Source organism: uncultured Tateyamaria sp. (assembly GCF_947497045.1).
Taxonomy (GTDB): Bacteria; Pseudomonadota; Alphaproteobacteria; order Rhodobacterales; family Rhodobacteraceae; genus Tateyamaria.
In genome coordinates this window covers 490,936-510,577 of the sequence record NZ_CANMEU010000003.1, presented here as the reverse complement: position 1 = coordinate 510,577, position 19,642 = coordinate 490,936, and the positions used below count along the sequence as shown (strand labels likewise).

The following is a 19,642-nucleotide window of genomic DNA, read 5'->3' as shown; positions in this document are numbered from 1 at the left end:
TTGCAAAATAAACTCCGGGGTGAGGCCGCAGGCCGAGGGGCAGCGCCCCTATGACACCGGCTGCGCCGTCTCGACCAGACGGGCAAAAAACGAGGCCCCGATGGGCGCAATCTCGTCGTTGAAGTCGTATTTAGGATGGTGCACCCCGGCGCCGTCCCCCTGCCCGAGCATCAGGTAGGCACCGGGTCGCGCCTCGAGCATATAGGAAAAATCCTCCGCCCCCATCACGGGCGTAATCGCGTCATCCACCCCCTCGGTGCCCGCCACTTCGGATGCGACCTGCACCGCAAACGCGGCCTTGCCCGCATCATTCACAGTGGGCGGATAGCCGAATTCGAATTCCAGCTCCGCCTCGCAGCCATAGGCCGCCGCCGTGCCTGCCACGATCTCTTTCATACGGGCCACGACCATGGCCTGTACCTCCTTGTCAAAAGTGCGGACCGTGCCGTTGATATACGCGGTTTCGGGGATCACATTGTCGGTTGTTCCGGTGTGGATCTGGGTGGTCGAAATGACCAATGATCCGGCGGTATTGTGATTGCGGCTGACGATGGTTTGCAGGGCGGTCACGATCCCGCAAGCCGCCACAACCGGGTCGACACTGTCATAGGGGCGCGCCGCGTGCCCGCCCTTGCCGGTGACGTGAATATGGAAGGTGTCTGCCGCGGCCATGATAGGGCCTGCCGTGGTGTGAAACTTGCCAAAATCCTTGCCCGGCGCATTGTGGATCGCATAGACCTCGCCAATGTCGAACTGATCCATGATCCCGGCCTGCACCATGACTTCACCCCCGCCCCCGGCCTCTTCGGCGGGTTGAAAGATCAGCGCAACCGAACCCGAAAAATTTCGCGTCTCAGCCAGATATTGCGCCGCCCCCAGCAACATAGCCGTATGCCCGTCATGCCCGCAGGCGTGCATCTGACCCGGATGGGTCGAGGCATAAGGCACGCCGGTTTCTTCGGTGATGGGCAGGGCATCGAAATCCGCGCGCAAGCCTATGGTGGGCCCATTCCCCTGCCCTTTGATGATCGCCACAATGCCGGTCTGTGCAATCCCGTCATGGATCGCATCCACCCCAATCTCCTCCAGCCGCGCCTTGATAAAGGCGGATGTCTTGGGGCAGTCAAAGGACAGCTCGGGAATGGTGTGCAGATGCTGACGCCACTCCGCCATCTTGGGGCCCAAATCTCCGATACGGTTGATGATCGCCATGGCTGGACTCCTGCATATGGGATACGTCAGATGTCACAAAACCTGAAAGCACGCGAGGCTGCAATGGGCGACACGCTGATACATGACGAAAGCGCCGGGATTGAACGATTGCTCGAGATCATGCGCCGCCTGCGCGATCCCGACACCGGCTGCCCCTGGGACATCGAACAAACCTTCCAGACCATCGCCCCCTACACAATCGAGGAAGCCTATGAGGTGGCCGACGCCATCGAGCGGCAGGATTGGGCCGAGCTGGAGGGCGAGTTGGGCGATCTGCTGCTGCAATCGGTCTATCACGCGGCCATCGGGGCCGAGGCGGGGCATTTTTCGTTTCAATCCATCGTCACCAACATTTCCAACAAGATGGTGGCGCGTCACCCGCATGTATTCGGCAGTGAAAGCCGGAACAAATCCGCAGACCAGCAAACCCGCGATTGGGAGGCGATCAAGGCCAGCGAACGTGCGGGCAAGGCACAGGCCGGAACGCTGGACGGGGTGGCGATGAACCTGCCTGCCTTGCTGCGCGCACTCAAACTGCAAAAGCGGGCCGCGCGGGTTGGCTTTGACTGGCCCGACACCGGTCATGTGCTTGATAAGTTGCAGGAAGAAGCCGCCGAACTGGTCGAGGCCCGCGACACGCTGGACCACGATCAGATGGTCGATGAAATGGGCGATCTGCTGTTTGTGGTGGCCAATCTGGCCCGCCATCTTGACATCGATCCCGAAGAGGCGCTGCGCCGGACCAATGCCAAATTCACCCGCCGCTTTGGCGCGATAGAGGCGGATTTGGCGGCCCGTGGCAAACGCCCCACCGACAGCACGCTCGACGAGATGGACACGCTGTGGAACGACGCCAAAGCACGCGAGAAATCCGGCCAAGGCTGACCTCGCGCGCCTCGCCGTTACGCCAATTCCTTCCGCGCCCACCGCGATCCATGAAAGCACGCGCCCCGTTCTGGACAAGGGCCGACAAAGAGGCCACGCTACGCCCAAAATCAACTGTTCGGAGACCATATGGCCCCCCGCAAAATCATCATCGACACAGATCCCGGCCAGGACGACGCCGTCGCCATTCTGCTTGCGCTGGCCAGCCCCGAGGACCTTGATGTGCTTGGCCTGACGGCCGTTGCAGGCAATGTGCCGCTTGATTTGACGTCGAAAAATGCACGCATTATCTGTGAGTTGGCGGGCAAGGTTGATGTACCCGTGTATGAAGGGTGCGACCGCCCGTTGGGTCGCGATCTGGTCACGGCCGAACATGTGCACGGCAAGACCGGGCTGGACGGCCCGGACCTGCCCGACCCGATCATGGCCGTGCAGGACGGGCATGCGGTCGATTTCATCATCGACACGATCCGAGACCAGCCAAGCGGGACGGTCACGCTTTGCCCCCTCGGGCCGCTCACCAATATCGCGACCGCCTTGCAAAAGGCACCCGACATTTCCGAGCGCATCCAGCAGATCGTGCTGATGGGTGGGGCCTATTTCGAGGTTGGCAACATCACCCCCACCGCTGAATTCAACATCTATGTCGACCCCGAAGCTGCTGATATCGTGTTCAAAAGCGGTATCGACATTGTCGTCCTGCCCCTTGATGTGACCCACAAGGCGCTGGTGACCAAGCCGCGCAATGATGCCTTTCGCGCATTGGACACGCCCGTGGGCATTGCCGTGGCGCAGATGACCGACTTTTTCGAGCGCTTTGACAAGGAAAAATACGGCTCTGCGGGAGCCCCGCTGCATGATCCTTGCGTGACCGCCTACCTTATTCAGCCCGACCTTTTCAGGGGCCGCCATATCAATGTCGAGATCGAAACCACCTCGGAATTGACGCGCGGCATGACGGTTGCGGATTGGTGGGGCGTCACGGATCGCCCCAGGAACGCGACATTCATCGGGGATCTGGATGCGGATGGGTTCTTTGCCCTGCTGACGGATCGGCTGGCGCGATTATGAGCCTGCTGGCCGCCCCCGATCCGGGCTGGCCTGCACAGGCAGCGGGGTATGGCGACGCATGGCGCGCCCATGTCAGCGGCCTTGTCGCAGTGCACCACATCGGATCCACGGCTGTGCCCGGCCTGCCCGCCAAACCGATCATCGACCTGCTGCCTGTCTTTGCCGACGCGGATGCAGCGGACGCGGCACGCCCCGCCCTTGAGGCATTGGGGTACGAGTGGATGGGCACCTATGGCCTGCCCGGACGCCGCTATGTTCGGCTGTTTGATGCCGATACGGGCGCACGCCGCGTTCATGCGCATGCCTATGTGCAAGGTCACGCGGACATCCGCCGCCATTTGGCCTTTCGCGATGCGTTGCGCGCCAACGCCGCCTTGCGCGCCGCTTATACTTCGGTCAAAGCATCATGTGCAGCCCGCCACCCCGATGGCGGTGCGGCATATGGGGCCTGCAAATCCGACTGGATCGCCAAGGCCGAAGCCAAAGCGATGGAGACCTACAAATGAGTGCGGCCCTGACCCTTGCCACTCTCGACCATCTGGATCGGCTGCTGCCGCTGGTGGCGGCTTTTCACGCCGAACAGGGGATTGAGGTCAGCGATAAGATGCGCCTGACCGCAGTTGAGCCATTGCTGGCAGGCATCCCCCACGGGGCCGCCTATCTGATCGGCCCACCCCGCGCGCCCATTGGCTATATCGTTGTCACCTTTGGCTGGTCCATCGAATTTGGCGGCATGGACGGGTTCGTCGACGAATTGTTCATCCGCCCGGGCGTCCGCAAACGCGGCATCGCCTCCGAAGTGCTGCTGGCTCTGCCCCGTGCATTGTCCGGTGCGGGCCTCAAGGCACTGCATCTGGAAGTCGGCCCTGACAACGAGGTCGCACAGCGGCTTTACGCCCGCAGCGGTTTCAGACTGCGCGATGGCTATCACCTGATGACGCGCCACCTCTAGCCAGCGCGCCCCCTGCACCTTATGTCTTGTCCATGACTGTGCACATCCCCTTCGACAATTCCTATGCCGCCCTGCCCGAGGCGTTTTTCACGCGATTGCCACCCACCCCGGTCTCGGCACCGGCGACGCTGGCGTGGAACGCCGATCTGGCGGCAGAGCTTGGGATCAGCGGCACCGACCCGGACGTCTTTGCGGGCAATCGCGTGCCAGACGGTGCGGCCCCGCTGGCCCAACTTTATGCGGGTCATCAGTTTGGTAACTACAACCCGCAATTGGGCGACGGGCGTGCGATCCTGCTTGGAGAAGTCATCGATACCAACGGGATACGCCGCGACATTCAATTGAAAGGCTCCGGGCCGACCCCCTATTCCCGCATGGGCGACGGGCGCGCGTGGCTGGGTCCGGTCCTGCGCGAATATGTGGTCAGCGAGGCGATGCACGCCCTTGGCATCCCCACCACCCGGGCACTGGCCGCCGTTGCCACGGGCGATCCGGTCTACCGCGAACAGGGTGGCTTGCCCGGTGCGGTGCTGACCCGTGTGGCCACCAGCCATCTGCGGGTCGGCACTTTCCAGATCTTTGCCCATCGGGGTCATATTGATGAATTGCGCACCCTGACCGACTACGCCATCGCGCGCCACCACCCGGATGCGGACGGGCCCATGGGCTTGCTGGCCGCTGTCTGTGCGGCACAGGCCGAATTGGTGGCCGCATGGATGTCAGTCGGCTTTATCCACGGAGTGATGAACACCGACAATTGCACCATCTCGGGTGAGACCATCGATTATGGCCCCTGCGCCTTCATGGATGCGTATGACGAGGCGCGGGTGTTTTCCTCGATCGATCAGATGGGCCGCTATGCCTTTGGCAACCAGCCCCGGATCGCGGTGTGGAACATGGCGCAACTGGCCACCGCGTTGATCCAGTTGTTCGATGACAAGGACGCGGCGGTGGAACAGGCGACGGCCATCGTGCATGCCATGCCCGGCCAGCTACAGGCCGCGTGGTTGCGCCGGTTCGGGGCCAAGATCGGGGTGGCGGATGCGCAGGCCGACGATCAAGCCTTGATCGAGGGCTTGCTGGCACTGATGCAGAAGGATGGCGCGGATTTCACCAATGCCTTTGCGGCCCTTGGCCAGGCGGGCGCACGCGATCAATTCACCGACCGCACCGCATTCGATGACTGGGATGCGCGCTGGCAGGCCCGCGTGGGGCCGGACGCAGCCCAGATCATGGCCCGTGCCAACCCGCAGATCATCCCGCGCAATCACCGGATCGAAGCGATGATCGAGGCCGCTGTCGCAGGCGATATGACACTCTTCATTCGATTCATGAAAGTCACATCGCAACCTTATGATTTAAAATTAAAAGATAATGATTTATGCGATCCACCCACTGCACAGGAAATCGTCCCTGCCACCTTCTGCGGCACCTAGCGACGGTTGATCAGCACCAGCCCCACGGCCACAAGCCCAAGCGCGATCCAGATGCTCAACGCAATTTGTTCGTTCAGCAGCAGCCAGCCAAGCAGCACAGAAAACACCGGCGACAGAAAGCTGAAAGAGGCAACGCCCGAGGCGGGATAGATTTTCATCAGCCAGAACCAGGCGAGGAATCCGAAGCTGGCAATGGCGAGGATCTGATAGGTCAGCCCGGTAATGTGGATCGGGCGTAAATCGCGGATCAGATCGCCGAAGAACAGCGATGCAGTCAGCAGGATCGGGATCGAGATCACGAGTTGCCACAGCAATTGCTGTTCGGCCGGGATCTCGCTGAGCGGGGTGACACGCACACAGAGCGCGATCCCCGCCCAACACATCGCCGCCATCACCGACAGCAAATCCCCCATCAGACTGCCCTGCCCCGTGCCACGATCCGCCACCGCAATGACCACCCCCGCCATCGCGAGGCCCAGCCCGATCAGGCGCGTGCGCGACAGACGTTCGCCCGGGATCAGCATGTGGGCGGCAAGCGCCAGCCACACGGGCATCGAATAAAACAGGATGGACGACCGCGCGACGGTGGTCAGATCAAGCGCATTGAACAACAGGATGAATTCAGCGGCGAACAGCACGCCCGCTGCAACCCCACCCACCATGCTGGCCTGCCGCAGATGCAACGAAATCCCCCGCGCCCGCATCCAGATCAGCAGGATCACGCAGGCCCCGACTGAACGCAACGCGGCCATGAACACCGGCTGGAACCCGCCATTGGACACTTTAACCACCACCTGATTGAGCCCGAAGTTCAGCGCAAAGGCCGTGAGCGCCATCGCGCCGAACAGATCAATGTGGGATTTGCGAACCATCCCGCGCACTTGAGCGTTGCCCGACCACACATGTCAATTGCCAGCAAACATTCCCCGCCGATGCGGCCGCGAATTGTGCCAAGCTGGCAGGGATGATTCATACATCTACGAGGATTCATACATCTACGAGGGAGTGAACCAATGAGCTTGATGAGAACACTGGCCAAAGTGGCCATCGGGGTGGCTGTGGCCAAAGGTGCCAAGGCGGTGATGAGCAATCGGGGCCGCAGCGCAAGCGGTGGTCAGGCGGGCCTTGGCGGCTTGCTTGGCGGGCTGGCGGGCGGCGCGCAAGGCGGCGGCGGCGGCTTGCAGGACATGCTCGGGGGGCTGATGGGGGGCAGCCGGGGCGGCGGCGGTCCTACCGCCGGCCTTGGGGGGCTTTTGGAAAATCTGGGTGGTGCGGGCGGCGCGCAGGGTGGCGGTCTGCAAGGCATGCTTGGCGGGTTGGCAGGTGGCGCGGGGGCTGGCGGCTTGCTCGGCGCGCTTGGGGGTATGACGGCGCAACGACCCGCAGATAACGGAGCAAGCTTTGGGCAGGTCCTGAACTCGAACTTCGACCAGACCCCGCAAGACCCAATCGAGCCAACCGCCGATCAAGAGGCCGCCGCAGCCCTCATGCTGCGCGCGATGATCCAGGCCGCAAAGTCGGATGGGCAATTGGATGACGCAGAACAGGAAAAGCTGATGGGCCAGTTGGGCGGCGATATCGACGCGCAAGAAGCGGCGTTCCTGCGCACCGAGATGGCCGCGCCCGTCGATGTGGACACCCTGGTGTCAGAGGTGCCGCATGGGCTGGGTCCGCAGGTCTATGCCATGTCGTTGCTGGCCATCGACCTCGACAGTCAGGCCGAGGCACAATACCTGCACAAACTGGCACAAGGGCTGAACATGGACGCCCATGCCGTCAATGATGTGCATGCCCAACTTGGCGTGCCGTCACTTTACACCTGAATACGCGAAACGGGGCCGCGATCAGCTTTGCGGCCCCTTTGGCGCAGGCTTGCGCCGCCGCCGGTTACCGGGCTTGGCCCCGCCGGGCGCACCCCCGCCCCCACCACCACCGGGCCGACCGCCGCCGGGGCGTCCGCGGCCGCGACCGCGCCCTTGGGGCGGTTTCTTGGGCGTGGTGTCATCGCTCGGTTCCCACGCGCGCCCCGAGGCCACGGGGATGCGGATTTTCATCACCTTCTGGATATCCTTCAGCAGGTCCATCTCGTCAGGTGCACAAAAGGCGATGGCCGCCCCATCCTTGCCCGCACGCGCGGTACGCCCGATACGGTGAACATAGGCCTCGGGCACATTGGGCAGGTCAAAGTTGTAGACGTGTTTCACATCCGGGATATCAAGTCCCCGCGCGGCCACGTCTGTCGCCACCAGCACTTTGATCTCACTGGCCTTGAAGGCCGCCAATGCGCGGTCCCGCTGGCCTTGCCGCTTGTTGCCATGGATTGCGACAGCGGCATATTTCGCCTTCTCCAGCGCCTTGGTCAACCGATCCGCGCCGTGTTTGGTACGGGTAAAGACCAGCGCCCGTTCCTCGCGGTGTTTGTCCATCAACTCGATCAGCAGGGCCGTCTTTTCGGCTTTGGCGATGAAGTGGACCTCCTGGGTTACCTTGTCCGCAGCCTTGCCGGGGGGCGAAACCTCAATACGGATGGGGTTGTCGAGGTAGGATCCCGCAATCTCGGCCATCTGCTTGGGCATGGTGGCCGAAAACAGCATCGTCTGGCGGTCGTCACCCATCATCGCCGCGATCTTGCGCAGGTCGTGCACAAAGCCGAGGTCGAGCATCTGGTCCGCCTCATCCAGCACCAGAAACCCGGTCTGGTCCAGCCTGACCGCACGCCGATCCACAAGATCAAGCAGACGGCCCGGCGTAGCGACAAGAATGTCGACCCCCTTGGACAGGCGCTGGATTTGCGGGTTGATGGACACACCACCCACGACGATCTGCACTTTCATATCCGTCAGCGCACGTAAAACCTGCGCGATCTGGCCCGCCAATTCGCGGGTGGGCGCAAGCACAAGGCCGCGTGCAGTTTTGGGGGCGGCGCGCCCGCCCTCTTCGATCAGCCGCGAGATCAGCGGTATGCCAAAGGCAGCCGTCTTGCCGGTGCCGGTCTGGGCCAGCCCCATCACATCACGCCCGTTCATCGCGTGCGGAATCGCCTGCGCCTGAATGGGGGTCGGTTGGGTCAGTCCCATCTCTGCCACGCGCGCGGATACGCTGTCGGGCAGGTTCATCATGTCAAAATCACTCATGGCCCCGCAGTGGACCCATCCCCATCCGGCGTCAACCGCAATTGCCCCCTTCGGAAACCTTCGCTACACCGGACCCATGAGATCAAAGCGCCAGACCATCACCGACCGCAGCGAGGCCAAGGGGCTGCGCATGACCCAACCCCGGCGGGTGATTGCGCAGGTGCTTGAGGAGTCCGACGACCATCCGGACGTCGAAGAGTTGTACAATCGCGCCAGTGCGGTGGACGCCGGCATTTCGATCGCGACCGTTTATCGCACCGTCAAACTGTTTGAAGAGGCCGGACTGCTCGACAAGCTGGAATTTGGCGACGGGCGCGCGCGCTATGAAGATGCCGAACGCGAACATCACGACCACCTGATCGACATGAACTCGGGCGAAGTCATCGAATTCGTCGATGCCGAGATCGAGGCCTTGCAGGAAAAGATCGCCCAGAAGCTGGGCTATGAACTGCGCGGGCACCGCCTTGAGCTATACGGCGTGCCGCGCAAGAAATGATCAACCCCCGTCAGCCGTTACGCTGAAACAACGCTGACCCGATGTCGGGATGGGCGTTGAGGTTCGACCAAGGCACGCATCCATATAAACCGCCTTGGGTGCAGGCCATTCCACCACGGCAGCGCGAAACGAGCGGCTGTTGCTCTTCGCGGCGCCGTGCTATCGCCCCGAAAACACCTGACCCAAAGCGGAATACCCTTGCCCCCCTTTTCCCATAATCTGCGCGGCGCGATTGTCATGGTGCTGGCGATGCTGGGCTTTGCAGTCGAGGATGCGATGATCAAACTGCTGGCAGGCGCGTTGCCTGTGGGTCAGATCGTCGGACTGTTGGGGGTTGGCGGCGCGGTTGTGTTCGCGATCCTGTGCCACAGCCGAGACCAGCATCTGTGGGATCGCGGGTTTCTGGAACCTGCAATCCTGTTGCGCAATGGCTCGGAATTGATCGGCACGCTTGGGTTTGTGACGGCCATTGCGCTCATTCCGCTCTCCACCGCGTCAGCCATCTTGCAGGCAGCACCCCTGCTCGTGACCCTTGGGGCGGCAGTCTTTCTGGGAGAGCCGGTGGGCTGGCGGCGGTGGGCGGCCATTCTGGTTGGCTTTAGCGGGGTGATGTTGATCATCCGGCCTGGCACGAACGGGTTTGACTGGCTGTCGCTGTTTGCAGTCCAGGGGGTCGTGGGCCTCGCCATTCGGGACCTTGCCACGCGGCGCGTTGCGGCGACAGTCAGTTCGCTGCAACTGAGTTTCATGGCGTTTTTGATGCTGATCCCGGCCTCGGCCATTTTTCTGACTGTCGAAGGTGTGGCCCCCGTGGCGATGACCATCACCCAAACCGGGCTGATCGGGGCCGCCGTTCTGATTGGTGCCCTCGCTTACTATGGCATCACTTATGCGATGCGCGTGGGTGAAATCAGCTTTGTGACCCCATTTCGCTACGCACGGATGATCTTTGCGCTGCTCATCGGAATGGCGCTGTTTGGTGAGGCCCCGGACCGCCTGACACTCATAGGTGCAGCCATCATCATTGCCTCGGGGCTTTACACGCTGTGGCGCGAACAGATCGTAAAATCCACCCCGCCCGCGTAAACACCCTTTTGTTAGCGCTGCCGTAACGGTACATGCAGGAGCAAGTTTCACGTCAAAGGAGTCCCCCCATGAGCACGATCATCGACATCCACGCCCGCGAAATCCTCGACAGCCGGGGCAATCCCACCGTCGAGGTCGACGTGACCCTCGAAGACGGCACCATGGGGCGCGCTGCCGTGCCATCGGGGGCCTCGACAGGCGCGCATGAGGCGGTCGAAAAACGGGATGGGGACAAGGCCCGCTACAAAGGCAAGGGCGTTCTTGAGGCGGTCACAGCCGTGAACGGCGAAATCGCCGAAGCCCTTGTGGGCATCGACGCCACCGAACAGGTCGAGCTGGACGCCGCGATGATCGAACTGGACGGCACGCCAAACAAGGCGCGCCTTGGGGCCAACGCCATCCTTGGCGTGTCGCTGGCGGCGGCCAAGGCCGCGGCGGACTGGACCCAACAGCCCCTTTATCGCTATGTCGGCGGCACCTCGGCACGTCTGCTGCCCGTCCCGATGATGAACATCATCAACGGCGGCGAACATGCTGATAATCCCATTGATATTCAGGAATTTATGATCATGCCGGTCGCTGCGGACAATATCCGCGAGGCGGTGCGCATGGGCTCTGAGGTGTTTCATACGCTCAAGAAAGAGTTGACCGACGCAGGCCTGTCCACCGGCATCGGGGATGAAGGCGGCTTTGCCCCCAATATCAACTCCACCCGTGACGCGCTCGACTTTATTCTGAAATCCATTGAAAAGGCGGGCTATACACCGGGCGAAGATATCCATCTGGCGCTCGATTGCGCCGCCACTGAGTACTTCAAGGACGGTAAGTATGTGCTTGCAGGTGAAGGGAAAACACTGTCATCAGAGGAAAACGCAGCCTATCTGGCGGCCCTCGTCAACGACTACCCGATCATTTCGATCGAGGATGGTATGGACGAGGATGATTGGGACGGCTGGAAGGCCCTGACAGATATGATCGGCGACAGGGTACAGCTTGTGGGTGACGATCTGTTTGTGACCAACCCGGAACGGCTGGCCATGGGAATTGAACGTGGCTGCGCGAACTCAATGCTGGTAAAAGTGAACCAGATCGGGACGTTGACAGAAACTCTTAAAGCAGTCGACATGGCCCATCGCGCGCGGTTCACCAATGTGATGTCCCACCGATCAGGCGAGACTGAGGATGCCACCATCGCCGACCTCGCCGTGGCCACCAACTGCGGTCAGATCAAGACCGGGTCGCTGGCACGGTCGGACCGGCTGGCAAAGTACAATCAACTCATCCGCATCGAAGAGATGCTGGGTGAAAGTGCGGAATATGCGGGCCGCTCGATCCTGAAATGAGGGTCGGATCGCTGGCCATGACCTGTGCGGGACTGGTCGCTTTGACCGGACCCGCGCTCGCGCAGGATGCAGCCACGACCTGCGCCAAGATGCAGGCCGAGGACCGGATTGGCGCGGTTTCGGTCGCGCAGTGCCAGTGCTGGTATTCTGTCGCCGAGCAGGTGGTGGACGATGACATTCGCACGCTGATCTTTGATGCATGGTACACGGGTCGCGACAATATGGCATTGATGGAGCAGCTCAGACCCCGGGCACGTGTGCGCCGTCAGTTGAACGCCATGGCGCAAGCACTTGATAAATATTGCCAATGACTATTTCCATACGCTCCGCTGATCCCAATGATGCGCCCACAATTGCGCGGCTGTGCTGGGCCTATCGAGACCTTTTGGTCGACCGTGCCCGCGACATCCCCGGCATCGTCGATACTTATTATGGCGCGGACAATTACGCCGCTTTAATCGACGATTTACTGCGTATCCACGCACGCCCAACCGGGGACATTCTGCTGGCAGAGGCAAGTGGCATCATTGTGGGCTGTGCGATGTATTATCCACTTACGGCCCAAGGCGTGACCGAAATCAAACGCGTCTTTGTGGATCCCGCCGCGCGCGGGACCGGCGCTGGCCGCATTCTGCTGCAAGCCACCTTGGATGGCGCGCGCCGCGATGGATACACCCGCGCCGTGCTCGACACGATTGCGCCCCTGACCGAGGCCATTGCGCTATATGATCGGATGGGGTTTGCGCCCTGCCCGCCGTTTTATGACCCCGACCCTGACTTTGCCCCGCATTTGCGGTTTTTTGATCATCCGCTTTGAAAGCGGCCTGGATCGAAGGGTGCGGCCAACGCAGTTTGGACGTTGCTCAACCCTTGGTCCAGAACCTGCGCCCCCAGAAGTTCGGCGGTGATCGCCGCCAGTGTCACCCCTGAATGCATGACCGCCGCGAACAGACCGTCGGGGCCGCAAGGGCCAAAGACTGGCAAACCGTCCTGTGGCACCGGGCGCTCAGCCAGCATCACATGATCCCACCGCAGGTCCACATCGCCAAGCACCGCGCGCACCCGCCCAAGCGTGGCATCCGCCAGCGCGTCGACCTGCGCCGGCGGGGCCTCGGCATCGTCACTCTGATGCTGTGCCACGCCCGGGGCCCAGATATGACCCGCCGCGTCCTGTCGCAACTCCTGACCGGGTGCCACGAGGATATGGCGGAACAGGGGCGCAACCGCTGTGGTGCGCACCATCACACCGGGGCGCTTGAGCATTGGCATCGCCACACCAACAGAGGCCAGCAGCCCCGGGCTGCCGATGCCTGCCGCCACCACAACCCGGTCAGCGGCGATCACGCCCTGAGCCGTGTCCACCCCTGTGACCCGCCCAGCCTCATGCGCAATGCCAAGCACGCGCACACCGGTGATCCGGCGCACATCGCGCAACAGGTGTCGGGTGGTTTCAACGGGGGTCGCGATCCCCTCGGTCGCGTAGCGCAACGCGCGTTCGGGGGCTGCTATGTGAGGCTCCAACTGCGCGAACTGCGTCGCATCCACCTCCGAAACGTCATACCCGAGGTCTTCAAGCATTTGTTTTTGCGCGTCAAAATCTGCACCCTCGTCCTCCCACGCCAGACACCCGGTCCACGTTACGCAGCCGCCCAACCGTTTCCACGCCGCAATCCCTTCGGCGCGCAGCGCAAAGTGATCGGGGTTCAGAAAATAGCTCGCGTTGACCCATCCAAAGGAGGCCGGGGTCGCCCCGCCACCACCCTCAAGCACGGTCACATCCGCGCCGCCCTCGACCAGATGCCGGGCCAGCGCCGCGCCTATGATTCCACCCCCGATGATGATCACCCGCATCGCGCTTGTCCTCCCGCTTGCGCCACTCTAGCTTCGCCCAATGACCGCGCAAGAGATCATTGACCGCCTGAACCTGTCCCCCCATCCCGAAGGCGGTCATTACCGCCAGACATGGGCCGCCACAAACGAGGGCCGCCCGACCGGGACCTGTATCTACTTCCTGCTTGGAGAGGGTGAGGCGAGCCATTGGCACAGGGTCGACGCCACAGAAATCTGGCTGTTTCACGCAGGCGCTCCGCTGATCCTGTCACTGAGTGCGACCGATGCAGGCCCGGCAACGGATCACGTGTTGAGCCCTGATCTGGACACCGGCGCACCGCAGATCATCGTGCCCGAAAGCCATTGGCAAGCCGCGCGCAGCACAGGTGAGTGGACCTTGGTCAGTTGCACCGTATCGCCGGGATTCCAGTTCGGGGGGTTTAGCTTGGCCCCAGAAGGTTTTGATATTCCACGCTAAGGCAGGCTAAACGTGCCGCCACCAACCGCAGCCCGCACGCCCGTTGTTCCGGGGCACGAGGTCGGCAACCCCCGCGCGACCCGCACCGCAAGATAGGCAAAGGCCTGCGCCTCAAGCATGTCGCCGTCAAGCCCAACCGCCTCGACCGGAGCGACCCGGCAGTCAAGTGACACATCCAGCATCCGCATCAGCACCGGGTTGTGCCGCCCGCCACCTGTCACCAACACGCGCGTTGGCGCGCGCGGACAGTGCTGCATCGCCTCGGCCACTCCGGCGGCGCACATCGCTGTCAGGGTGGCGGCGGCATCTGCATCGCTCAGCTCGTTTACAAGCCCGATCATTTCCGAAAAGTCATTCCGGTCCAAGGATTTGGGCGGCATTCTTGCGAAATAAGCCTCGGCCAGAAACAGCTCGAGCGCGCCGGTTTCGACAGTCCCTTTGGCCGCGATCCGGCCATCCTGATCGTAAGGCAGCCCCAGACGTTTGTGGACCAGATCATTGACAGGCGCATTGGCCGGGCCGGTATCAAAGGCCAGCAAGGCCCCTTCCTGTTCCGGCGTGGCGCATGTTGGATCGACCCACGTGATGTTGCCGACCCCGCCAAGGTTAAGGAAAGCGACCGGCCCTGTCGCCCCCATCCATTTGGCACAGGCAAAGTGGAAGAACGGGGCCAGCGGCGCGCCCTCGCCCCCCAATTGCACATCGGCGCTGCGAAAATCCCAGACCACAGGCACACCAAGACTGTGCGCCAGCGCAGCCCCATCGCCCAGTTGCAACGTGCCTTGCTGGCGTGGTGCGTGGGCGACTGTTTGGCCGTGAAAGCCGATCAGATCGACGCCGTCAAATGCGCTCAACACCTGGGCATGCGCGCGCATAACCACATCCGTTGCAGGTTCAAGCGTCGCCCCGTGCCATTGCCCAAGGGCTGCGTGCAGGGTGGTCTGTTCGGCCCGTGTATAGGGGCGAAAATCGCTTGGGCCGAACCCGTGGATTGTGACCCCGTCCGTGTCCAGAACGGCTGCATCCACCCCATCAAGCGACGTGCCCGACATCGCGCCTAACGCGCGGATCACGCGGCCTTTGTCCCGCACCTTTTCGGCGACCTTATCCATGGTCTTTTCCTTTGCCCCTGCCTTGCTTATAGACTGCGGCAGGCCCGACCCGAGGACAAGCCAAATGACCTATTCCCCCCGATCCGATTTCCTGCATGTGATGAAATCGCGCGGCTTTCTGGCCGACTGCACGGATATGCAGGGCCTTGACGAGGCGCTGCTGAAACCGGGGCAAAAGGCCTATATCGGGTTTGACGCGACGGCCAGGTCGCTGCATGTCGGCTCGCTGATCCAGATTATGATGCTGCGCTGGTTCCAGCAGACCGGGCACGACCCGATCACGCTGATGGGGGGCGGTACGACCAAGGTGGGTGATCCATCCTTTCGCGCAGACGAGCGGCCCCTGCTGGATGAAGTGGCAATTGACGCCAACATCGCAGGTATCAAGCAGGTGTTTGCGGCCTATATCAACTACGACGCGGGCGCGCAGATGCTCAACAATGCCGAATGGCTGGATGGGCTGAACTACCTTGATTTCCTGCGCGACATCGGGCGGCATTTTTCGATCAATCGGATGCTGAGCTTTGAGTCGGTCAAGTCTCGCCTGGATCGCGAACAGTCCCTGTCCTTTCTCGAATTCAATTACATGATCCTGCAAGCCTATGATTTCATGGAGCTTCACCGCCGCTATGGCTGCATCCTGCAAATGGGTGGTTCGGATCAGTGGGGCAATATCGTGAACGGTATCGACCTGACCCGCAGGGTGATCGAGGGCGAGGTCTATGGGCTGACCTCCCCGCTGCTGACCACCTCGGACGGTAAGAAAATGGGCAAGTCCCAATCCGGCGCTGTGTGGCTGAACCCCGAGATGCTGAGCCCTTACGAGTTCTGGCAATTCTGGCGCAACACCACGGATGCGGATGTGGGCCGGTTCCTGAAACTCTATACCGAAATGCCGCTGGACGAATGCGAGCGGCTCGGTGCCCTGGAAGGATCCGAGATCAACGAGGCCAAGGCCCGCCTTGCCACCGAAGTCACAACACTGCTGCACGGGGCCGAGGCCGCCAAGGCTGCCGCTGAAACCGCGCGCGACGTCTTTGAAAAGGGGGGCGTCGGGGGTGATCTGCCCACGCTCACCTTATCGGTCGATGATCTGGGCGACGGGATTTCCATCGTGCAGCTAATCGTGAAATCGGGTCTTGCCGGGTCAGGCAAAGAGGCCAAGCGCCTGATCGCCGAAGGCGGCGCACGCATGAACGATGCGGCCCTTACCGATGCCGGGTTGATGGTGGATAGCGCGGCGCTCGCCGCCCCGATCAAGCTGTCAGCGGGCAAGAAACGGCACGCGCTGGTGCAATTGGGCTAAAGCCGGGCCAACACCGCACGTGCGGCGCGCAGGCCGGGGTCTTCTCCGCCACGGCCCAACCGCTCCATCGTCAGCTCCAGCGCGGCAGCCTGTTTCGAGGGGTCGGCCAGCAGGGTTTCCATCGCGGAAATCACATTCTCCAGCGTGAAATCGTACCCGATTGCCTCGGGCACGATGCGCGAGTCGGTGATGTGATTGATCAGGCTGTAGGTGTCGGTGATCATCATCCGGCTGATGATCGCGCGGCTCAACCAATGAACGTCATTGGCACTGACCAGCGGCGTGCCGGATGCGGCCAGTTCCAGCTGCACGGTACCGGAATTGGCAAGTGCCACATCCGCCGCCCCAAACGCAGCCGTCTTTTCCGCCTGCGCGGTCTCAAGCGGCACGCCACGCGGGTCGAGCACGATGGGGGTCACCGGCCAGTCCGCGACCTCGGCCAGCACAACGTCCGTCACATTGGCCGCCGCGGGCAAAACAACACGCAAGTCAGGGCGGCTCTGCCCCAGATGCCCCAGAGCCTGCCCAAAGACAGGCGCCATCCGGGACACCTCGCCCCGGCGCGATCCAGGCAGCACGAGGATCAGCGGTGCGGCGTCGGCGAGCCCGTGTTTGGCGCGAAAGGCTGCGATCTGTTTGGCATCCGCCTGCGGCACGGTGGCTGCGGGATGGCCTACGAAATCGCAACTCATGCCTGCGGCTTCCATATAGGGCGGCTCGAACGGGAACAGGGCGAGGACGTGATCAATCACACGGGCCATCTTGTGCGCACGTTTCGGGCGCCATGCCCACACCGTCGGGGCCACGTAGTGCATCGTGCGAATGCTCGACACCGCCTTCACCTGCTTGGCCACACGCAAGCTGAAATCGGGACTGTCGATGGTGATCAGCACATCAGGGCGCGCGGCCACCGCCGCTTCTGCGGTTTCGCGAATGCGGCGCTTGAGGTCACGGTATTTGGGCAGAACCTCGGCAATGCCCATCAAGGACAGTTCGGACATGTCAAAGCGGCTGGTCAGGCCCTGTGCCTGCATCTGTTGCCCGCCGATGCCGTCAAATTCCACATCCGGGTAGAGCGTATTAAGCCCCGCCATCAGCGCACCGCCCAAAGCATCCCCCGATGGCTCGCCCGCGATGATGAAGACCTTCAGCGCACCCACAGAAACATCCCCCTCGCATCCAGATCCGCGATCACCTCGGCAAGGTCCAGCACCATGACGCCGCCCTCTTCGATAACGATCCCTTCGAGCCCGGCCTGCGCGGCACGCGCTACGGTGCCCGGACCGATGGTGGGCAAGTCAACGCGGCGGTCCTGACCGGGTTTGGGGGCCTTGAACAGAATACCGCGGCGCGGCGATGCGGGCGGCGCGTTCTCTGAGCCGGACAGCCAATCCGCAGCCGTGTCCAGCACATTGCCCACCACATCCATCGCTGCCCCAAAGGGGTCATCGGCCAGCGTTGTGGCCCCGAGGCCATCCAGCATCGCATCTGTCCCGGCAGTTTCTTCGCGCGCAATGACAATGCGGTCGCGGATGACGCAAGCCTGCCCCACATCCGCCCTGGCCTGATCACCCAACACGTTCAGCGCAACCGCAACGTCGCTTTCGGTCGCGGGTGGTGCGGGCATTCGGGTTGGACAACCCTGCGCAGGCAGCAGATCAGGCGTGAGTGTGGCGGCCCCGACAACGACCAGCCCCGCCTCTTCAAACAGCGTGACAATCGCGCGCAGGGCCTTGTCCTCACCCCCTGCGACGGCGGCGGCAAGCGTGGGCACCATGGGGGCGGTCTGTGCGTCAATCTGGGTGGGATCGACGGCGGGGCGGTCAATTCGACCACAAAAGCACACCTCCCGCACGCCACGCGTGGTCAAATCAGCCAGAAAACTACCCAGATGTTCGACGCGAAAGCGCAGATCGACGCTCAGGTCCGCAGGGTCGTTGCCGACCAGACTACAGATCAAGGGTGATGTCGGCTGCGCGCGGGCCACCACCCCCGGCAACGCACCCTGCCCTGCGATCACTGCCAGCATCAGCGCGGCGTCAGGAACGACCGGTCACTGTCGCCCATCACGAAGTCAACGATTTCACTCACATAGGCGCTTTCGGATTCACGCCCCAACCGTTCGGCGCGATCATGGAAAGTCCCGTCCCCCTGGGCGAGCATCTGGAACGCCGCACGCAAGGCGGTAATGTCAGCCCGGCTGACACCGCGCCGCTTGAGTCCGACAAGGTTCAGCCCGTCCAACTCGCCGCGCGGGGCCTGCACAAGCCCATAGGGAATGACGTCATTGGTGACCATGGTCACAGCACCAATGATGGCCCCACGTCCGATGCGCACAAACTGGTGGATACCGGACAGCCCGCCCACGATCACGTCGTCTTCGATGATGCAGTGGCCCGCAACCGCAGCGGAGTTCACCACGATCACCCGGTCGCCCAACAGGGCATCATGGGCAATGTGGCACCCGGCCATCAACAACCCATCATCGCCGATGCGGGTCACACCACCGCCACCCTCGGTGCCACAGTTCATCGTGACATGTTCGCGGATGCGGTTGCGCTTGCCGATGACAAGGCGGCTCGCCTCGCCCCTGAATTTCAAATCCTGCGGGACCTCGCCGATCACGGCAAAGGAGAAGATCACGGTACCTTCGCCAACTTCGGTATCGCCAGTTACGACCACATGGCTTTTGAGGACCACATCCGGGCCGATCACGACTTGCGGGCCGACCACGCAAAACGGCCCAATCTGCGCTGTCGGGTCAATCTGCGCACCGTCTTCGATCACGGCAGAGGGGTGGATCATCGGCTGCGTCATGCGGCGGGCAAGTCCATCATCGCGGTGAATTCGGCCTCGCAGGCCATCTCACCTTCGACCTGTGCGATGCCCTGGAATTTCCAGACCTTGCCACCGGGCTTACCCCGTGCGGTGGTTAGCTTCAGCTCAAGCACATCGCCGGGCACAACCATGCGGCGGAATTTGCATTTATCAATCGCCATGAAATAGACGAGCATGTTCTTGTCCGCCATGTCCAGCGCCGTACCCACCATCACAGCCGCTGTCTGGGCCATCGCCTCGATGATGGTAACACCCGGCATGATCGGTTTGCCCGGGAAATGGCCCTGAAAGTGGGGCTCGTTCATGGTGACGTTCTTGATGCCCGTGGCCGACTGATAACCGTCGATTTCAATCACCTTGTCCACCAGCAAAAACGGGTAGCGATGGGGCAGAATGCGTTGGATCAACCCAATATCAGCGGTCATTAGATCAGTGGTCATGCGATGCTCGGGCCTTTTGTTTT

22 protein-coding genes are annotated in these 19,642 nt (G+C 62.2%); 13 read left to right on the top strand and 9 right to left on the bottom strand.

The window, feature by feature from the left end; all coding sequences use genetic code 11:
* Positions 1–48: 48 nt before the first annotated feature.
* Positions 49–1,212 (bottom strand): M20 aminoacylase family protein, encoded by a 1,164-nt coding sequence (locus Q0859_RS09290; protein ID WP_299150104.1) that lies wholly within the window; start codon positions 1,210–1,212, stop codon positions 49–51.
* A gap of 30 nt (positions 1,213–1,242) precedes the next feature.
* Here Q0859_RS09290 and mazG point away from each other — a divergent pair, with 30 nt between their 5' ends.
* The 5 genes from mazG to Q0859_RS09265 all read left to right on the top strand — a co-directional run bounded on the left by mazG (position 1,243) and on the right by Q0859_RS09265 (position 5,556).
* Positions 1,243–2,097 carry a nucleoside triphosphate pyrophosphohydrolase gene (gene mazG, locus Q0859_RS09285; protein WP_299150103.1) on the top strand — a complete coding sequence of 285 codons (855 nt, stop codon included), beginning with the start codon at positions 1,243–1,245 and terminating at the stop codon, positions 2,095–2,097.
* A gap of 129 nt (positions 2,098–2,226) precedes the next feature.
* Positions 2,227–3,168 (top strand): nucleoside hydrolase, encoded by a 942-nt coding sequence (locus Q0859_RS09280; protein ID WP_299150102.1) that lies wholly within the window; start codon positions 2,227–2,229, stop codon positions 3,166–3,168.
* Positions 3,165–3,674: a GrpB family protein gene (locus Q0859_RS09275; protein ID WP_299150101.1), complete on the top strand. Its 510-nt coding sequence runs from the start codon at positions 3,165–3,167 to the stop codon at positions 3,672–3,674. Before Q0859_RS09280 ends, Q0859_RS09275 begins: the two co-directional genes overlap by 4 nt.
* Positions 3,671–4,120, top strand: a complete 450-nt coding sequence (locus Q0859_RS09270) for a GNAT family N-acetyltransferase (RefSeq protein ID WP_299150099.1) — start codon at positions 3,671–3,673, stop codon at positions 4,118–4,120. Before Q0859_RS09275 ends, Q0859_RS09270 begins: the two co-directional genes overlap by 4 nt.
* A gap of 32 nt (positions 4,121–4,152) precedes the next feature.
* Complete coding sequence (locus Q0859_RS09265) at positions 4,153–5,556, top strand: protein adenylyltransferase SelO (RefSeq protein ID WP_299150096.1); 1,404 nt, start codon at positions 4,153–4,155, stop codon at positions 5,554–5,556.
* On the opposite strand, the gene Q0859_RS09260 is transcribed toward Q0859_RS09265, so the two are convergent.
* Positions 5,553–6,428, bottom strand: a complete 876-nt coding sequence (locus Q0859_RS09260; RefSeq protein WP_299150093.1) for a DMT family transporter — start codon at positions 6,426–6,428, stop codon at positions 5,553–5,555. The genes Q0859_RS09265 and Q0859_RS09260 overlap by 4 nt on opposite strands.
* A 141-nt stretch (positions 6,429–6,569) precedes the next feature.
* On the opposite strand from Q0859_RS09260, the gene Q0859_RS09255 reads away from it, so the two are divergent.
* Positions 6,570–7,379, top strand: a complete 810-nt coding sequence (locus Q0859_RS09255; RefSeq protein ID WP_299150091.1) for a tellurite resistance TerB family protein — start codon at positions 6,570–6,572, stop codon at positions 7,377–7,379.
* Positions 7,380–7,400: 21 nt separating this feature from the next.
* Here Q0859_RS09255 and Q0859_RS09250 read toward each other — a convergent pair whose 3' ends face one another.
* Positions 7,401–8,690: a DEAD/DEAH box helicase gene (locus Q0859_RS09250; RefSeq protein ID WP_299150089.1), complete on the bottom strand. Its 1,290-nt coding sequence runs from the start codon at positions 8,688–8,690 to the stop codon at positions 7,401–7,403.
* Between the two features lie 76 nt (positions 8,691–8,766).
* Between Q0859_RS09250 and Q0859_RS09245 the strand changes: the two genes are divergently transcribed.
* The 5 genes from Q0859_RS09245 to Q0859_RS09225 all read left to right on the top strand — a co-directional run bounded on the left by Q0859_RS09245 (position 8,767) and on the right by Q0859_RS09225 (position 12,432).
* Positions 8,767–9,186: a Fur family transcriptional regulator gene (locus Q0859_RS09245; protein ID WP_299150086.1), complete on the top strand. Its 420-nt coding sequence runs from the start codon at positions 8,767–8,769 to the stop codon at positions 9,184–9,186.
* 198 nt (positions 9,187–9,384) lie between these two features.
* A complete protein-coding gene (locus tag Q0859_RS09240; protein WP_299150058.1) occupies positions 9,385–10,272 on the top strand; it encodes a DMT family transporter in 888 nt (295 codons plus the stop codon).
* 68 nt (positions 10,273–10,340) lie between these two features.
* On the top strand, positions 10,341–11,615 hold the full coding sequence (gene eno, locus Q0859_RS09235; protein WP_299150056.1) for a phosphopyruvate hydratase: 1,275 nt from the start codon (positions 10,341–10,343) through the stop codon (positions 11,613–11,615).
* On the top strand, positions 11,612–11,926 hold the full coding sequence (locus Q0859_RS09230) for a hypothetical protein (RefSeq protein ID WP_299150053.1): 315 nt from the start codon (positions 11,612–11,614) through the stop codon (positions 11,924–11,926). The genes eno and Q0859_RS09230 overlap by 4 nt, the downstream gene beginning before the upstream one ends.
* Positions 11,923–12,432, top strand: coding sequence for a GNAT family N-acetyltransferase (locus Q0859_RS09225; RefSeq protein ID WP_299150052.1), 510 nt, complete (start codon positions 11,923–11,925; stop codon positions 12,430–12,432). Before Q0859_RS09230 ends, Q0859_RS09225 begins: the two co-directional genes overlap by 4 nt.
* Here the strand turns inward: Q0859_RS09225 and Q0859_RS09220 are convergent.
* On the bottom strand, positions 12,420–13,466 hold the full coding sequence (locus tag Q0859_RS09220) for an FAD-dependent oxidoreductase (RefSeq protein ID WP_299150049.1): 1,047 nt from the start codon (positions 13,464–13,466) through the stop codon (positions 12,420–12,422). The genes Q0859_RS09225 and Q0859_RS09220 overlap by 13 nt on opposite strands.
* Positions 13,467–13,506: 40 nt before the next feature.
* On the opposite strand from Q0859_RS09220, the gene Q0859_RS09215 reads away from it, so the two are divergent.
* A complete protein-coding gene (locus Q0859_RS09215; protein ID WP_299150046.1) occupies positions 13,507–13,923 on the top strand; it encodes a cupin domain-containing protein in 417 nt (138 codons plus the stop codon).
* Here Q0859_RS09215 and Q0859_RS09210 read toward each other — a convergent pair.
* A complete protein-coding gene (locus Q0859_RS09210) occupies positions 13,920–15,035 on the bottom strand; it encodes an anhydro-N-acetylmuramic acid kinase (protein ID WP_299150044.1) in 1,116 nt (371 codons plus the stop codon). The genes Q0859_RS09215 and Q0859_RS09210 overlap by 4 nt on opposite strands.
* 64 nt (positions 15,036–15,099) lie before the next feature.
* Between Q0859_RS09210 and tyrS the strand changes: the two genes are divergently transcribed.
* Positions 15,100–16,341, top strand: a complete 1,242-nt coding sequence (tyrS, locus tag Q0859_RS09205; protein ID WP_299150041.1) for a tyrosine--tRNA ligase — start codon at positions 15,100–15,102, stop codon at positions 16,339–16,341.
* Here the strand turns inward: tyrS and lpxB are convergent.
* Genes lpxB through fabZ form a run of 4 tightly spaced genes read right to left on the bottom strand, consistent with a single transcriptional unit; the run spans position 16,338 to position 19,619 of the window.
* Positions 16,338–17,492, bottom strand: a complete 1,155-nt coding sequence (gene lpxB / locus Q0859_RS09200; protein ID WP_299150217.1) for a lipid-A-disaccharide synthase — start codon at positions 17,490–17,492, stop codon at positions 16,338–16,340. The genes tyrS and lpxB overlap by 4 nt on opposite strands.
* Positions 17,489–18,370: a UDP-2,3-diacylglucosamine diphosphatase LpxI gene (lpxI, locus tag Q0859_RS09195; RefSeq protein WP_299150039.1), complete on the bottom strand. Its 882-nt coding sequence runs from the start codon at positions 18,368–18,370 to the stop codon at positions 17,489–17,491. Before lpxI ends, lpxB begins: the two co-directional genes overlap by 4 nt.
* Entirely contained in the window at positions 18,370–19,158 is a 789-nt protein-coding gene (lpxA, locus tag Q0859_RS09190) for an acyl-ACP--UDP-N-acetylglucosamine O-acyltransferase (RefSeq protein ID WP_299150037.1), read from the bottom strand. Before lpxA ends, lpxI begins: the two co-directional genes overlap by 1 nt.
* Complete coding sequence (fabZ, locus tag Q0859_RS09185) at positions 19,155–19,619, bottom strand: 3-hydroxyacyl-ACP dehydratase FabZ (RefSeq protein WP_299150035.1); 465 nt, start codon at positions 19,617–19,619, stop codon at positions 19,155–19,157. Before fabZ ends, lpxA begins: the two co-directional genes overlap by 4 nt.
* Between the last annotated feature and the right edge of the window lie 23 nt (positions 19,620–19,642).

Coding starts and splice junctions, on each gene's coding strand:
- Q0859_RS09290 (WP_299150104.1), bottom strand. CDS start 1,212: ATGGCGATCATCAACCGTATCGGAGATTTGGGCCCCAAGATGGCGGAG.
- mazG (WP_299150103.1), top strand. CDS start 1,243: ATGTCACAAAACCTGAAAGCACGCGAGGCTGCAATGGGCGACACGCTG.
- Q0859_RS09280 (WP_299150102.1), top strand. CDS start 2,227: ATGGCCCCCCGCAAAATCATCATCGACACAGATCCCGGCCAGGACGAC.
- Q0859_RS09275 (WP_299150101.1), top strand. CDS start 3,165: ATGAGCCTGCTGGCCGCCCCCGATCCGGGCTGGCCTGCACAGGCAGCG.
- Q0859_RS09270 (WP_299150099.1), top strand. CDS start 3,671: ATGAGTGCGGCCCTGACCCTTGCCACTCTCGACCATCTGGATCGGCTG.
- Q0859_RS09265 (WP_299150096.1), top strand. CDS start 4,153: ATGACTGTGCACATCCCCTTCGACAATTCCTATGCCGCCCTGCCCGAG.
- Q0859_RS09260 (WP_299150093.1), bottom strand. CDS start 6,428: ATGGTTCGCAAATCCCACATTGATCTGTTCGGCGCGATGGCGCTCACG.
- Q0859_RS09255 (WP_299150091.1), top strand. CDS start 6,570: ATGAGCTTGATGAGAACACTGGCCAAAGTGGCCATCGGGGTGGCTGTG.
- Q0859_RS09250 (WP_299150089.1), bottom strand. CDS start 8,690: ATGAGTGATTTTGACATGATGAACCTGCCCGACAGCGTATCCGCGCGC.
- Q0859_RS09245 (WP_299150086.1), top strand. CDS start 8,767: ATGAGATCAAAGCGCCAGACCATCACCGACCGCAGCGAGGCCAAGGGG.
- eno (WP_299150056.1), top strand. CDS start 10,341: ATGAGCACGATCATCGACATCCACGCCCGCGAAATCCTCGACAGCCGG.
- Q0859_RS09230 (WP_299150053.1), top strand. CDS start 11,612: ATGAGGGTCGGATCGCTGGCCATGACCTGTGCGGGACTGGTCGCTTTG.
- Q0859_RS09225 (WP_299150052.1), top strand. CDS start 11,923: ATGACTATTTCCATACGCTCCGCTGATCCCAATGATGCGCCCACAATT.
- Q0859_RS09220 (WP_299150049.1), bottom strand. CDS start 13,466: ATGCGGGTGATCATCATCGGGGGTGGAATCATAGGCGCGGCGCTGGCC.
- Q0859_RS09215 (WP_299150046.1), top strand. CDS start 13,507: ATGACCGCGCAAGAGATCATTGACCGCCTGAACCTGTCCCCCCATCCC.
- Q0859_RS09210 (WP_299150044.1), bottom strand. CDS start 15,035: ATGGATAAGGTCGCCGAAAAGGTGCGGGACAAAGGCCGCGTGATCCGC.
- tyrS (WP_299150041.1), top strand. CDS start 15,100: ATGACCTATTCCCCCCGATCCGATTTCCTGCATGTGATGAAATCGCGC.
- lpxI (WP_299150039.1), bottom strand. CDS start 18,370: ATGCTGGCAGTGATCGCAGGGCAGGGTGCGTTGCCGGGGGTGGTGGCC.
- lpxA (WP_299150037.1), bottom strand. CDS start 19,158: ATGACGCAGCCGATGATCCACCCCTCTGCCGTGATCGAAGACGGTGCG.
- fabZ (WP_299150035.1), bottom strand. CDS start 19,619: ATGACCACTGATCTAATGACCGCTGATATTGGGTTGATCCAACGCATT.